Consider the following 13,565-nt stretch of genomic DNA (forward strand, 5'->3'; position numbering starts at 1 on the left):
ACCGGCCCCAAGCCCGTCACGTCAGGCGAACCCCAGGATCTGAAACAGAACACGACTCACGAGGCGAGCCCCGACCTCAAAACCAGGTCACTAGGCCAGGCCCAGCTCGTCGAGCTGGTACCCGGTCAGGTACGGCAGCCCGGCCTCGGCGATGGCGCCGGCCGCACCGCGGTCCACGATCGTCGCGACGGCGACGACCTCGCCGCCGGCCTCGCGGACGGCCTCGACCGCGGTCAGCGGCGAGCCGCCGGTGGTGGAGGTGTCCTCGACGACCAGGCAGCGACGGCCCTTGACGTCGGTGCCCTCGATGCGGCGCTGCATGCCGTGCGCCTTCTGGGCCTTGCGGACCACGAAGGCGTCCAGGCGCTGACCGCGGGCGGCGGAAGCGTGCAGCATCGAGGTCGCGACCGGGTCGGCGCCGAGGGTGAGCCCACCGACGCAGTCGAAGTCGAGGTCGGCGGTGAGGTCGAGCATGACCTGCCCGACCATGGGCGCCGCCTGGCCGTCGAGGGTCACCCGGCGCAGGTCGATGTACCAGTCGGCCTCGCGGCCGGAAGAGAGGATGACCTTGCCGTGCACGACGGCCTTGTCCTTGATCTGCTGGAGCAGCTCACCACGTACGTCACTCATGCCTTTGAGCTTAGGCCCTGTCTTCCCACCCCGGTCCCGTACCGATCCCGCCCGGAACCGCCGCTAGAGACGCCGCCAGGACCACACGGTCTCGATCTCCAACGGATCGACGGGCGTCACGAGCCGGGGCAGCGTGTTGAGCCCGTTCGGCGGGCCCGACTGCGGCTCCACGCACACGGCCTCGGCCTGCTCGTCGTACACGACCACCCATTCGGCCCGGCTCCGCACCGTCAGCTCCAGCTGCCCGGGCCAGGTCAGCGTGACGCGGACGCCCTCGGGCATCCCGAAGCAGTCGTCCCAGGGGCCCGGCAGCGGATCGATCCGCCGACCGGTGGGCAGGTGGTCGTCCCCGCGCTCCTCCTGCCAGGCGGCGTCGAACTCCACCCGCGCGTCCTCGCCGCCGATGTTCCGCAGGAACCAGGGGTGCCAGCCGGCCTGCGCCGGGAAGGAGTCCTGGTACGTCTCCACGCCGAGGGCGAGGGTCAGCGAGTCCTCGGCCAGCTCGACGCGCTGCGTCACCCGCCCGCTGTACGGCCAGGGGTCGGCCAGGTCGTACGTGAACGCCGCCGACGCCTTCTCCGCCGAGGCCACCCGCCAGGCGGCGTCCCGGGCGAGACCGTGGATGGCGTGCGGGGGTGCGTTCAGCGGCATCTGGTGCTCGGCGGCCCCGTCCCGGAACCGCCCGTCCCTGATCCGCCCGCACCAGGGCACCATCGGAAACGCCCCGTACCGCTCGCCCTGCCGCAGCAACTCGGTCCCGTCGACCCGCAGACTCGCGATCCGGCACCCGTTCCCCTGATTGACAACCAGATCCACGCCGCCGGCGCTCAGTTCGGTCACTTCGCTCATGCCCCGACCCTACGACCGATCCCCCGCCCCGGACCCGGCACACGGGGTTTCCGAGCACCCGGAGCCCACCCACGCGGGCCCAAAACCCAGCACTCAACCGCTCCGCACCACAGCCGCGCACATCCCACCAGCGCCGGGACACAGCCCGAACCGAGGCCCCCGACCGCGCACCCCGCAGAGGCACTGCCCCCGGGGCCCCGGGGCGCAGCCCCACGCGGGTCCGGGGCGCAGGCCCACGCAGGCCCGGGGCGCCACCCCGCGCGGGTCCGGCGCAGCCCCACGCGGGCCCGGGCCGCAGACCCACGCGGGTCCGGGCCGCAGCCCCACGCGGGTCCGGGGCGCAGCCCCGGTGAACGGGAGAAGGGCGGGACCGGGGCAAGTCTCAGCAGGCCGGCGGGACGACCCGGCGGAACGGCCCCAGGCGGCTGCCGGCGCGACCCGCACAGGGGTCGGGGACCGGGCGCAGCCCCACGCAAGCCCGGGGCGCAGCCCCGGTGAACGGAAGAAGGGCGGGACCGGGGCACAGCGGCAGCAGTCCCGGACCGGGAGGTCAGAGGCGCCGGCGCCGAAGCGACCGCGCCACCACGACCGCCCCCGCCAGCGCGAGCGCAGCGGCCGGCGCGACCCACCGCAGCGCCCCGCCCGCGCCCCCCGCCTCCGGCGCCGGAACCGGCGCGTACCGCCCGCGCGGCGGCGCATGGTCGACCTCCTCCGCGCTGCGCCCGATCATCGTGCGCCGCGCATGGGCCGCCTCGGCCGGCACCCGCGTGCCGAAGTCGTCTTCCAGGAAGGGATCCAGCGCCGGGTCGAGCGCCGACGGCGGCACCTCCGTCTCGAACACCGAGGCCGGCCCGGCAGCCCCCGCACCCGGCTCCCGCTCCCGCTCCGGCCCCGGCTCTGACGTCGCCCCGCCACCCGGCGCCACGGCCGCCTCGTCCCCGAGCGCCGAACCCACCCGGTCCAGCAGCCTGCGCACCGCCGCGTCGGCGGCCTCCGGCGCGAACTCGGCGGCCCTCCCGGCCACCTCCGCATCCCCCGCGAACTCCAGCCAGGTGCCCTCGCCCTCCGCCCGCAGCGCCACCCGCAGGGTGACGGACACCGAGCCGGAGCCGCGTACCTCCCCGCCCTCGGCCACGGCCACGAACCCGGCGTCACCGGCCTCGACCACGGAGACCACACCCCGGTACGTCACGGTGCTGTTCCCGACCCGGACCTTGAGCCGTCCGCCGAACGACCCGCCGCCGGCACCTGCACCGGCACCGCCACCTGCACCGTCCCCGGCGTCAGGGGCGGCCACCGCATCCCCCGCGTCCCGCTGGAGCCCGGGCACGCAGCCCGCCACCCGCGCGGGATCCCGCAGCACGGCTCGGAGGTCGTCCACGGCCACCGGTACGAACACCTGATGCTCCATGACAGCCGAGCCTACCCACGGGGACGCCCCGCGCACCCTCCCGCGCACGGGCGACCCACCGGTCGCGGCCCCGACCGCCCCGCACCCACCCCGGCCGAGCCGCTACGTGTACCGGGGATGCGGCAGCGTGGAAGCCGGCAGCCCCGGCATCCTGGCCCGCTCCGCGTCCCGCGAGGCCGCGTCCAGCGCGGCGTCGGAGAGCGAGCGCAGCGCACCCGCGTCCCGCCGCACCCCCAGCGCGGGCGGACGCCCGGGCCCGGCCAGTACGAAGCCCCAGTCCACCGGCGCCCCGCCGCGCCCGGTCGACCGGTCGGGTCCCGCCTCGAACCCCGACAGCCGGCCCCCGGCCGTGTACGGCCGGGTGGCGAGCCCCGCGGCCCGCAGCGTCGCCTCGACCGTCCAGTACGTGTGCGGCCGCGCCGACAGCGACCCGGCGTGCACGACCGCACGGCCCCCGGGCCTCAGCGCCCGCGCGACCAGCCCGTAGAACTCCTGCGAGTACAGCTTCGTGCTCGGCGTGATCCCGGGATCCGGCAGATCGGACACGACCACGTCGAAAGCGGCCCGGACCTTTCCGGCACCGGAACCGGCACCCGCACCCGCACCGGAACCGGCCACCGCACCCGCACCCGCACCCGCACCCCCCTGCTCCCAGGCACCCTCTCGGTCCCCCTCCTCCCCCTCCCGCAGCCACTGGAAGGCGTCCGCCGTCACCACCCGCACCCGCGGGTCGTCGAAGACGTGCCCGTTCAGCTGCGAGAGCATCGGGTCCGTCCGCGCCAGCCGCACCACCCCCGCGTCCAGCTCGACGACCGTCACGCGCCGCACGTCCGGGTACCGCAGCACCTCGCGCGCGGCCAGCCCGTCCCCGCCGCCCAGCACCAGCACCCGCTCGTGCGGTCCGTTCATCGCGGGGTGCACGAGCGCCTCGTGGTAGCGGTGCTCGTCGTACCCGCTGACCCGCAGCCGCCCGTCGAGGTACAGGTCGAGCGACCGCGGTGACCCGCGCGAGGGGCCGGTGACCACCAGTTCCTGTACGTCGGTCTGTACGGCGACCCGCACCTCGGCCCCGTACACCGCCCGCCGCGCCACCCGCTCGAAGTCGTCGGCCAGCACGGTGGCAGAGGCGAGGACGGCGAGGACGCAGAGGTTCGCCGCGAGCAACAGCCAGCGCGCCCGCCTGCTGAGGTCCCCCCGGAACAGCCACAGCACGAGCGCTCCACCGACGGCGGCGTTGACGGTCCCGGTCAGCATCGCGCCGGTGAGCTGCCCGAGCACGGGCAGCAGCAGGAAGGGGAAGGCCAGGCCGCCGACCAGGGCACCGACGTAGTCGGCGGCGAAGAGGTCGGCGACGGCACCGCCCGCGTCCTGCCGTCTGACCCGTTGGATCAGGGTCATGAGCAGCGGGATCTCCGCGCCGATGAGCACCCCGATCCCGAGGGAGAAGGCCACCAGCGCGGGCCTGGACTCGCCGAGCCAGGCGAAGCACGCGTACAGCGCTGTCGCGGACAGGCCGCCGACGAGCGCGAGCACCGCCTCCACCGCCCCGAAGCCGACGGCGGGCCGGGCCCGCAGCCGCTTCGCGAGGAGGGAGCCGACGCCCATCGCGAAGACCATCACGGACAGCACGACGGAGGCCTGGGTGACGGAGTCGCCGATGAGGTACGAGGCGAGCGCGAGCAGTTCGAGCTCGTACACAAGTCCGCAGGCCGCACAGATGAACACGGTCGCCAGCACCAGCAGCCGTCCGGTCCTGGGCCGCACGGGCAGCGCCGCCGCCGGACCGGCCTCCACCTCACCGGCCCCTTCCGGAGCTGCCTTCACCCGAACGGCCCCTTCCGGACCGATCTTCACCTCACCGGCCTCCACCTCACCGGCCCCCACCCGAGCAGCCACACCCGCCGACTCCTCCGGAACCTCAGCCCCGTCCGCGCCCACGGCCACCGGCTCAGCTCCCGCCACGGGCACGGGACCCGCCACCGGCAGCGGATCCGCCACCGGCACGGCATCCGCCGCGGGCGCCGGGAGCCCGCCGCGGGCGGCAGGAGCGCACGGGGCCTCCCCACCACAGGCAGGGGAACGGTCGATCATGAACCGAACCGTACGTCACTCCATGCCCACACCCCGTCACCCACATGGGTGCAACTGGCGCACTGTGTCAGCCAGTTGGCGGATCGTTTGTGCGGCGGCGCACCCCACCCCGCGCCGAACCCGGCCCCCCGCACCACCACCGGCACGCCGCCGCACGCCACCACCACCGGCACGACCGTCACCACGCCATCACCCACCCGCACCGCACCTCAGATCAGCGTGGCCGTCATCCGCACCCCCACGCGTGTCCGCGTGGCCACGAGCTGGCCCTCCTGCGGGTACGCGTGCCACGTGCGCCACCGCACCTGGCCCTCGTACCGCTGCGCCAGCATGGCCGTGAAGGCGTGCGGGCTGCCGGGAAAGGTGCCGGCCAGCCCGTTCGGGTGATCCGCGACCAGCGCGAGCAACTCCTGCGCGCGCCCCGCGAACGAGCCCTGCGACAGCGTCTCGACACGCGCGGCGAACTCGTACTCCCAGGCGCCGATGCGCTTGGCGACCCCGAGCGGCAGCGGCGTACTGCTGCCGGGCATGCAGGCGACCGTCTCGGAACAGACGACCTCGCCTTCTTCGAGCAGCACCTGATGAGAGGCCCCCAGCAGGCGCAACTCCACTTTGGCGCCCGCGAGTTCGAGGTTCATTACGGCGAGGGCGGGCAGTGGTTCACGGCCCAGGGCCCAGGCGAGGTCGGCGGCACGCGTGTCGGTGTACGTGGTCTTGAGGGTCGTGAGCATGAATCGGCTCCGCAAACGCGCGAGGGAGGTCGGCCGGACGCGCCCCGGCCGGCCGTGCGGCGGATGGGGGTGTCACCGGCTCGTCCACAGGAAAGCCCTGGGAGATCCGAGGAGGCCCGAGGAAGTCCGAGGACTGGTCTACTCAACCGAGGGAATCATGAAAGGCACGGCGGACACAGCGTTTTTACCCAACTTGACGTGGTTTACATCCCCTCGGGGGCTACCCAGTTCACCTGTTCAACGCGACAGAGCCCGGCGGAAGTTGCACCGCCGGGCCCCTGGACCCTGCCGGGTCGCGCGCGGCCCCTCAGGACCCGCCGCCCCCGCACCCTCCTCCCCCGCCCCCGCAGGACGAGGACGAGCCGCCACAGGAAGAGGAGGAACCGCAGGACGACCCCGTGCCGCACGACGTCCCGGCGCCGTGGGAGCCGGAGTCGGCCCACCAGCTCCCCGAACGGCGTCGGCGCGGCCGGCCCTGCGCCCCGCTGCGGGCCATCACCCAGACGAGCCCCGCCACCAGCAGTACCAACAGCACACCAAAGGCCAGGAACATGATCCTCGCCCCCTTCTGCACTCGCTCGGTCCCCCGAGTGCGGGATCCCCGCGTCCCGCGTACCCGGGGTGTCCCCCCGCGCGCCTCGGCCCAAAGCGCACTTGAGCAAGTCCAGAGGTTCCGCGCAGGATGGCGCCCATGACCGCACCTCACGGCACCCCGCCCGGGCCCGGATCCGCCGCCGGCCGCCGCCCGTTCCTCAACCGGCGCCTGGCCTCCTTCGGCACCACGATCTTCGCGGAGATGTCCGCGCTCGCCGTCAGCACCGGCTCCGTCAACCTCGGCCAGGGCTTCCCCGACACCGATGGCCCGGAGGAGATCGCCGAGGCCGCGGTGCGCGCCGTCCGCGAGGGCCGCGGCAACCAGTACCCGCCCGGCCCCGGCATCCCCGAACTCCGCCGGGCCGTCGCCGACCACCAGCGCCGCTTCTACGGGCTCGCATACGACCCGGACACGGAGGTGCTGGTCACCGCCGGCGCGACCGAGGCCATCGCAGCCTCCCTGCTGGCCCTGCTGGAGCCCGGCGACGAGGTCGTCGCGCTGGAGCCGTACTACGACTCGTACGCGGCCTGCATCGCCATGGCCGGCGCCACCCGCGTCCCGGTCACCCTCCGCCCCCACGAGGGCGCCTTCCGGCTGGACCTCGACGAGCTGCGCGCCGCCGTCACCCCGCGCACCCGCCTGCTCCTCCTCAACACCCCCCACAACCCCACGGGCACCGTCCTCACCGAGGCCGAGCTGCGCGCGGTCGCGGAGCTGGCCTTGGAGCGGGACCTGCTGGTCGTCACGGACGAGGTGTACGAGCACCTGGTCTTCGAGGGCGCGCACGTCCCGATCGCGTCGCTCCCCGGCATGCGCGACCGCACGGTCACCATCTCCTCCTCCGGCAAGACGTTCTCGTTCACCGGCTGGAAGGTCGGCTGGATCACCGCCTCCCCCGCGCTGACGGCGGCCGTCCGCACCGCGAAGCAGTTCCTGACCTTCGTCTCGTCCGGACCGTTCCAGTACGCCATCGCCGAGGCCCTGGCCCTGCCGGACGCGTACTACGAGGGCTTCCGCGCCGACATGGCCCGCAAGCGCGACATCCTGGCCGGCGGCCTGGAGGCGGCCGGCTTCGAGGTCTTCCGGCCCGCGGGCACGTACTTCATCACCACCGACATCACCCCGCTCGGCGAGCGGGACGCCCTGGCCTTCTGCCGCGAGCTGCCGGCCCGCTGCGGCGTCGTCGCCATCCCGAACTCGGTCTTCTACGACCACGAGACCGCGGGCCGCTCCCTCGTCCGCTTCGCCTTCTGCAAGAAGGACGAGGTCCTGGAAGAAGCCGCCACCCGCCTGCGCAAGCTGTAGCCCGCCCGCGCGGACCCCCGCCGGCGGAATGACGAAAGCCCGGCCGGGGGCCGCGGTCGTCGTGACCGGGGCCCTCGCCGGGCTGTCGTACGCCCACGGGACCTGCCTGGCGCTCAGCGCCGGGGTCCTGCTCCGGGCGCGGCCGCTCAGGCCTCGTCGTCGCCCTCGGGCTCGTCGCCCGCGGAGTCGATCTCCTTCTCCAGGCCGAGCTGCTCCACGAGCCACTTGTCGAACTCGATGGAGGCGCGGACCCAGCTGACGGTCGAGGAGACGAAGTGCTCCAGGCTGACGCCGGTGCCGATCAGCATCTGCGCCTCGCCGATGAGGCGGACGGAGCCGTCGTCGTGGGTGTGGGTGTAGACCTTCGGCCACAGGGTGCGGCGGTTCCAGTCGTCGATCGACTCGAGGAGCTGCGGACGCTCCTCGATCGCGTGCGGACGGTCGTAGAACGTCCGGACCGAGAACACCTGCTGCTCGTCCTCGCCGCGGAACATGAAGTACGTGCGGAACTCCTCCCACGGCGCCGCGAGGTCACCCTCGTCGTCGACGACGTACTTGAGTTCCATCTGCTCCAGCAGCTGCTTGACCAGGTCCTGGTCGGGCACGACGGGACCCGCCGGTCCAGTGGCCTGCGGGTCGGGCTGGCCCCCGAAGTTCGGAATCGAGGCCGGATCGATGCTCACCGTGATTTCCCTTCGTGCGGATACCGCCATCCTCCCCCATCACGCCCACCCCATGGCAAGCCCAGCCGCCGCGATCCGCTGCGGGCGGAACCCGTCCGCCCCCGAGAGGTGCGCGAAGGGGCGGCGGGACCCCGGAGGGTCCCGCCGCCCATGGCCGCTGAGCAGGGACGATCAGGTGGCGCGGCCCACGATCAGGCCGTCGCCCGCCACGTCCACGCGGACCGTGTCGCCGTCCTTGATCTCGCCGGCCAGGATCTCCTTGGCCAGGCGGTCGCCGACGGCCGTCTGGATGAGGCGGCGCAGGGGGCGGGCGCCGTAGGCCGGGTCGTTACCCTCGTCGGCCAGCCAGGCCAGGGCCTCCGGCGTGACGTCGAGGGTCAGGCGCCGCTCCGCCAGCCGCTTCGCGAGACGGGCGATCTGGAGCTCGGCGATGTGGGCCAGCTCGTCCTTCGAGAGGGCGGAGAAGACCACGATGTCGTCGAGCCGGTTCAGGAACTCCGGCTTGAAGGAGGACCGCACCACGTCCAGGACCTGCTGCCGCTTCACCTCGTCCGAGGTGCCGGGGTCCATCAGGTACTGGCTGCCCAGGTTGGACGTCAGGATCAGGATGGCGTTGCGGAAGTCCACCGTCCGCCCCTGCCCGTCGGTGAGCCGCCCGTCGTCCAGCACCTGGAGCAGCACGTCGAAGACCTCGGGGTGGGCCTTCTCGACCTCGTCCAGCAGGACCACGCTGTACGGGCGCCTGCGGACGGCCTCGGTGAGCTGGCCGCCCTCCTCGTAGCCGACGTAGCCGGGCGGCGCGCCGACCAGCCGGGCGACGCTGTGCTTCTCGCCGTACTCCGACATGTCGATGCGGACCATGGCCCGCTCGTCGTCGAAGAGGAAGTCGGCGAGGGCCTTGGCCAGCTCGGTCTTGCCGACGCCGGTGGGGCCGAGGAAGAGGAAGGAGCCGGTGGGCCGGTCCGGGTCGGCGATGCCGGCGCGGGTGCGGCGTACGGCGTCCGAGACGGCGCGTACGGCCTCGCCCTGGCCGATGAGCCGGCGGCCCAGCTCGTCCTCCATGCGGAGCAGCTTCTGGGTCTCGCCCTCCAGCAGCCGGCCGGCCGGGATGCCGGTCCAGGAGCCGACCACGTCCGCGATGTCGTCCGGGCCGACCTCCTCCTTGACCATCGTGTCCCTGGCGGCCTCCTGCTCGGCCTCGGTGGCCTCGGCCAGCTCCCGCTCCAGGGCGGGGATCTCGCCGTACAGCAGCTTGGAGGCGGCGTCGAAGTCGCCGTCGCGCTGGGCGCGCTCCGCCTGTCCGCGCAGGTCGTCGAGGCGCTCCTTGAGCTCGCCGACGCGGTTGAGGGACTGCTTCTCCTTCTCCCAGCGGGCGGTCAGGCCGCGCAGCTCCTCCTCCTTGTCGGCGAGGTCCTTGCGCAGCCGGTCGAGCCGCTCGCGGGAGGCGGGGTCGGACTCGTTCTTCAGCGCCAGCTCCTCCATGCGGAGGCGGTCCACGGCCCGCTGGAGCTCGTCGATCTCCAGCGGGGAGGAGTCGATCTCCATGCGGAGGCGGGACGCGGCCTCGTCGACCAGGTCGATGGCCTTGTCGGGGAGGAAGCGGGAGGTGATGTAGCGGTCGGACAGGGTGGCGGCGGCGACGAGGGCGCTGTCGTTGATGACGACCTTGTGGTGGGCCTCGTACCGGCCCTTGAGGCCGCGCAGGATGGCGATGGTGTCCTCGACGCTGGGCTCGGCGACCAGCACCTGCTGGAAGCGCCGCTCCAGGGCGGGGTCCTTCTCGATCCGCTCGCGGTACTCGTCGAGGGTGGTGGCGCCGACCATGCGGAGCTCGCCGCGGGCCAGCATGGGCTTGAGCATGTTGCCGGCGTCCATGGCGGAGTCGCCGCCCGCGCCCGCGCCGACGACGGTGTGCAGCTCGTCGATGAAGGTGATGATCTGTCCGTCGCTGTCCTTGATCTCGGCCAGGACGGTCTTCAGGCGCTCCTCGAACTCGCCGCGGTACTTGGCGCCCGCGACCATGGCGCCGAGGTCGAGGGAGACCAGGCGCTTGTTCTTCAGCGACTCGGGCACGTCGCCCTTCACGATGCGCTGGGCGAGGCCCTCGACGACGGCGGTCTTGCCGACGCCGGGCTCGCCGATGAGCACCGGGTTGTTCTTGGTGCGCCGGGACAGGACCTGCACCACGCGCCGGATCTCGTGGTCCCGGCCGATGACCGGGTCGAGCTTGCCCTCGCGGGCGGCGGCGGTGAAGTCGGTGCCGAACTTCTCCAGGGCCTTGTACTGGCCCTCGGGGTCGGGGGTGGTCACCCGACGTCCTCCTCGTACGGATTCGAAGGCCGCCAGCAGCTTCTTCGCCGTCGCGCCCTCCCGGGTGAGCACCTCGCCTGCCGCGCCGCCCTTGGCGGCCACGGCGATCAGCAGGTGCTCGGTGGACAGGTAGTCGTCGCCGAGGTCCTTGGCCTGCTTGTCGGCCTCGGCGAGTACGGCGAGCAGGTCGCGGCTGGCCTGCGGGGGCGCGACGGTGGAGCCGGTGACGCTGGGCAGGCCGGCCAGCACCTTCTCGGCGCCGGTGCGCACGGCGGCCTGGTCGGCCTCCACGGCGGCGAGCAGGTCGGTGATGTTCTCGTTGTCGGTCCCCGAGAGCAGGGCCAGGAGCAGGTGCGCGGGGGTGAGGTCGGGGTGGCCGTCCTTCACCGCCCTGCTGGTGGCGGCGTTGAGGGCTTCCCGGCTCTTGTTGGTCAGCTCGGCGTCCACGTGCGGCTTCTCCTCTCCGGGACGATCGGCAGGTACGACCCGGGGTCCCGGCCTTCCGGGGACCCGCGGATCGGTCTGACTTCATCAACGGATACAAAGTTGAGTCTGTTCCGCTCAACCAATGAAGTTGAGTCTAGCCGACTCAAGCCAGGGCTCAAGCCCTACGCTGCGGTCATGTCCCTGGATCCACTGAACCCGACGCCCGAGTACCTCGCCTTCTGGCGGGAGCGCCACATCTGCACCCTGACGACGTCGCGGCCGGACGGCACGCCGCACGTGGTCCCGGTGGGCGTGACGTACGACCCGGAGGCCGGCCTGGCGCGGGTGATCAGCAACAAGAACAGCAAGAAGGTCCGCAACGTGCTGGCGGCGCAGCCGGGCGGCGCCCGGGTCGCGGTCTGCCAGCTGGAAGGACGCCGCTGGGCGACCCTGGAGGGGCGCGCGGTGATCCGTACGGACGAGGAGGCGGTGGCGGACGCGGTGACCCGCTACGCGGAGCGGTACGGGCGCATGCCGTCGCCCAACCCGGACCGGGTGGTCATGGAGATCGCCCTGGACCGCGCGATGGGCCGGGCCTGAGGGACCGCACGACGGCCCCGTGGGGGCGTGCGACGGCCCTGAGGGGCCGCACGCCGGGCCTGGACGGCCGGCCGCCGGGCCCGCACAGCGGCCCGGCGGGTTTCGGTACCGGAAGGACCGGTACGCGCCACATGCCCCGTTCTTTGGCCGGTCCGCGGTATGGACGCGGACAGCACAACGGCGCCATCGTGTTCAGGTCCACGATGGCGCCGTTGTGTGGGGGAAGCGCCTAAAGCGATCTGCAACGACGGGGGAATCGCTTCAGGCACTGCGGGGGGTGGCGGAGGTGAAATCGGGCTCGAAGAGCTGGTGGTCACGCTGATCGAGATTGACGAAGACCATGCCGTAGCGGACTTCGCACCGCACGGGCTGGGGCGCGCCCCGCGGCCGGCGCAGGCAGCGGTACGCCCGCACGTCCTCGTCCTCCTCGCGCACCACGACGATGGGCTGGCCGAACAACGTGACCATCAGTGAGTCGCCGGCGTGGGGGATCGCCGTGACGAGATCGATGAACTGCCAGCCGGAGCGGTACGCGGAGGCCATTTCCCGGCGGAAGGAACGGTCGTCAGGAGTCATCACGCCACCGCCTCGGGGAGCGAGTTCCACCCGGTGTCCGCCTTGGTACCCGTCGGCGCGGTGGTCCAGCCGGTGTCGTCGGCAGCGCCGGCCACCACGGCACCCGTCCCCCCGGACCCGACACCGCCGCCCAGAGCCCCGTAGGCCACAACCGTGGAGAAAACAACGGCAAGCGCCGAGCGAAGCATTCTCTTATACATGGTCGGCTTCGTCCTCACTTGATGGAATCCTCTCCCCCGCGTGTCAGACGATGGCTCATTCAGGCACGTCCGTGCCACAAGGACGATGCATCATGTTCTTGCATGTTCAGGACCCTGGGGGGTGGAGATTTGCCCAGCATCACCACAAAGCCGACACATCCCCACTCGGTCACGGCCCTGTGCGACGACGGCGTGCGGTTGTACGCCACCGCGCTCAGCACCGGACGCATCGCCCGCGCAGAAGTTGAAAGCGCTCCTTGCCTGCTGGAATTCGCGCTGCTCCATCCGGATCCGGATGACGCGAACTCCCTGCGGCCGGTTCCCCCGTCCGTCGCACTCGCGCAGCGCCTCCACCCGATCGAACGCGAGATCCAGGACCGGCGTCGGCTGTCCGTAGAACTCACCGACACTTTCGAGCCGTTCCTCGCCATCAGCGCGCAGACGCCCTCCAACACCCACGCCATCACCGTCCTGGAGGGATTCGACCGCATCAACGCGGCGCTCAACATCGCCACCGCGGAGTGCCACACGGAGGTCCTGACGGTACAGCCCGGCGGCCCCCGTCCGTCGCTCGCGCTGACCCAGGCGCTGGAGCGGGACGCGCCGCTGATCAACCGCGGGGTCAGCATCCGCACGCTCTACCAGCACACCGTCCGCCACAGCCAGGGAACCCTCGCCTACGTGGACCGCATCTCCTCGGGGAAGGTGGAGATCCGCACGCTGGAGGAGCTCATCGAGCGGCTGATCATCTTCGACCGGACGGTGGCCTTCATCCCCGCGAGCGACGACCGCCGGGTCGCCCTGGAGCTGCGCCACCCGGGCCTCGTCGAGTACCTCATCAAGGTCTTCGAACAGCTGTGGCGGCGCGCCGTGCCGCTGCGCGAGGAGGTCACCTACACCCCGATGCCGGACGGCATCACGGGCGTCCAGCGCTCCATCGCCCAACTCCTCGTCGAGGGGCACGTGGACGAGGCGATCGCCCGCCGGCTGGGGATGAACGTGCGCACATGCCGGGCGCACATTGCCAAGCTGGCCAGCCATCTCGGCAGCGGGAGCCGGGCGCAACTCGGTTACCTCATCGCCCAGTCGGGCATCCTCGACGCGCCGGAGAGCTGAACGGCCCCCGCCCGCAGGGGCAGGGGCCGATCTTGGCCTGAA

At 72.6% G+C, this 13,565-nt stretch carries 11 protein-coding genes; 3 read left to right on the forward strand and 8 right to left on the reverse strand.

What is annotated here, in order from left to right:
• Nucleotides 1-90: 90 nt before the first annotated feature.
• From pyrE to ACIF6F_RS09370, 5 genes are all read right to left on the reverse strand, one after another.
• A complete protein-coding gene (pyrE, locus tag ACIF6F_RS09350) occupies nucleotides 91-630 on the reverse strand; it encodes an orotate phosphoribosyltransferase (RefSeq protein ID WP_399943528.1) in 540 nt (179 codons plus the stop codon).
• A gap of 63 nt (nucleotides 631-693) precedes the next feature.
• Complete coding sequence (locus ACIF6F_RS09355; protein WP_399943530.1) at nucleotides 694-1,479, reverse strand: aldose 1-epimerase; 786 nt, start codon at nucleotides 1,477-1,479, stop codon at nucleotides 694-696.
• A 550-nt stretch (nucleotides 1,480-2,029) separates the two neighbouring features.
• A complete protein-coding gene (locus tag ACIF6F_RS09360; RefSeq protein WP_399943533.1) occupies nucleotides 2,030-2,890 on the reverse strand; it encodes an SRPBCC domain-containing protein in 861 nt (286 codons plus the stop codon).
• 102 nt (nucleotides 2,891-2,992) lie between these two features.
• Nucleotides 2,993-4,714 carry a polyamine aminopropyltransferase gene (locus tag ACIF6F_RS09365; RefSeq protein ID WP_399943535.1) on the reverse strand — a complete coding sequence of 574 codons (1,722 nt, stop codon included), beginning with the start codon at nucleotides 4,712-4,714 and terminating at the stop codon, nucleotides 2,993-2,995.
• Nucleotides 4,715-5,190: 476 nt separating this feature from the next.
• Nucleotides 5,191-5,712 carry a DUF2617 family protein gene (locus ACIF6F_RS09370; protein WP_399943537.1) on the reverse strand — a complete coding sequence of 174 codons (522 nt, stop codon included), beginning with the start codon at nucleotides 5,710-5,712 and terminating at the stop codon, nucleotides 5,191-5,193.
• A gap of 682 nt (nucleotides 5,713-6,394) precedes the next feature.
• On the opposite strand from ACIF6F_RS09370, the gene ACIF6F_RS09375 reads away from it, so the two are divergent.
• Nucleotides 6,395-7,612, forward strand: coding sequence for a pyridoxal phosphate-dependent aminotransferase (locus ACIF6F_RS09375; RefSeq protein ID WP_399943539.1), 1,218 nt, complete (start codon nucleotides 6,395-6,397; stop codon nucleotides 7,610-7,612).
• A gap of 146 nt (nucleotides 7,613-7,758) precedes the next feature.
• Here ACIF6F_RS09375 and ACIF6F_RS09380 read toward each other — a convergent pair whose 3' ends face one another.
• Together ACIF6F_RS09380 and clpB are read right to left on the reverse strand one after the other, a co-directional pair.
• Nucleotides 7,759-8,295, reverse strand: a complete 537-nt coding sequence (locus ACIF6F_RS09380) for a YbjN domain-containing protein (RefSeq protein ID WP_399943541.1) — start codon at nucleotides 8,293-8,295, stop codon at nucleotides 7,759-7,761.
• A gap of 171 nt (nucleotides 8,296-8,466) precedes the next feature.
• Nucleotides 8,467-11,052 (reverse strand): ATP-dependent chaperone ClpB, encoded by a 2,586-nt coding sequence (gene clpB, locus ACIF6F_RS09385; protein WP_399943542.1) that lies wholly within the window; start codon nucleotides 11,050-11,052, stop codon nucleotides 8,467-8,469.
• A gap of 174 nt (nucleotides 11,053-11,226) precedes the next feature.
• Here clpB and ACIF6F_RS09390 point away from each other — a divergent pair, with 174 nt between their 5' ends.
• Nucleotides 11,227-11,631 carry a pyridoxamine 5'-phosphate oxidase family protein gene (locus tag ACIF6F_RS09390; RefSeq protein WP_399943545.1) on the forward strand — a complete coding sequence of 135 codons (405 nt, stop codon included), beginning with the start codon at nucleotides 11,227-11,229 and terminating at the stop codon, nucleotides 11,629-11,631.
• A 261-nt stretch (nucleotides 11,632-11,892) separates the two neighbouring features.
• Here the strand turns inward: ACIF6F_RS09390 and ACIF6F_RS09395 are convergent, their stop codons facing one another.
• Entirely contained in the window at nucleotides 11,893-12,207 is a 315-nt protein-coding gene (locus ACIF6F_RS09395) for a (2Fe-2S)-binding protein (RefSeq protein WP_399943548.1), read from the reverse strand.
• A gap of 302 nt (nucleotides 12,208-12,509) precedes the next feature.
• On the opposite strand from ACIF6F_RS09395, the gene ACIF6F_RS09400 reads away from it, so the two are divergent.
• Nucleotides 12,510-13,523 (forward strand): helix-turn-helix transcriptional regulator, encoded by a 1,014-nt coding sequence (locus ACIF6F_RS09400; protein ID WP_399943551.1) that lies wholly within the window; start codon nucleotides 12,510-12,512, stop codon nucleotides 13,521-13,523.
• The last annotated feature ends 42 nt before the right edge of the window (nucleotides 13,524-13,565 follow it).

Source organism: Streptomyces sp. NPDC086023 (genome assembly GCF_044540325.1).
Taxonomy (GTDB): domain Bacteria; phylum Actinomycetota; class Actinomycetes; order Streptomycetales; family Streptomycetaceae; genus Streptomyces.

What these genes read in the sequence shown, in the direction of transcription:
- pyrE (WP_399943528.1), bottom strand. Translation starts at nt 630, where the DNA reads ATGAGTGACGTACGTGGTGAGCTGCTCCAGCAGATCAAGGACAAGGCC.
- ACIF6F_RS09355 (WP_399943530.1), bottom strand. Translation starts at nt 1,479, where the DNA reads ATGAGCGAAGTGACCGAACTGAGCGCCGGCGGCGTGGATCTGGTTGTC.
- ACIF6F_RS09360 (WP_399943533.1), bottom strand. Translation starts at nt 2,890, where the DNA reads ATGGAGCATCAGGTGTTCGTACCGGTGGCCGTGGACGACCTCCGAGCC.
- ACIF6F_RS09370 (WP_399943537.1), bottom strand. Translation starts at nt 5,712, where the DNA reads ATGCTCACGACCCTCAAGACCACGTACACCGACACGCGTGCCGCCGAC.
- ACIF6F_RS09375 (WP_399943539.1), top strand. Translation starts at nt 6,395, where the DNA reads ATGGCGCCCATGACCGCACCTCACGGCACCCCGCCCGGGCCCGGATCC.
- ACIF6F_RS09390 (WP_399943545.1), top strand. Translation starts at nt 11,227, where the DNA reads ATGTCCCTGGATCCACTGAACCCGACGCCCGAGTACCTCGCCTTCTGG.
- ACIF6F_RS09395 (WP_399943548.1), bottom strand. Translation starts at nt 12,207, where the DNA reads ATGACTCCTGACGACCGTTCCTTCCGCCGGGAAATGGCCTCCGCGTAC.
- ACIF6F_RS09400 (WP_399943551.1), top strand. Translation starts at nt 12,510, where the DNA reads ATGTTCAGGACCCTGGGGGGTGGAGATTTGCCCAGCATCACCACAAAG.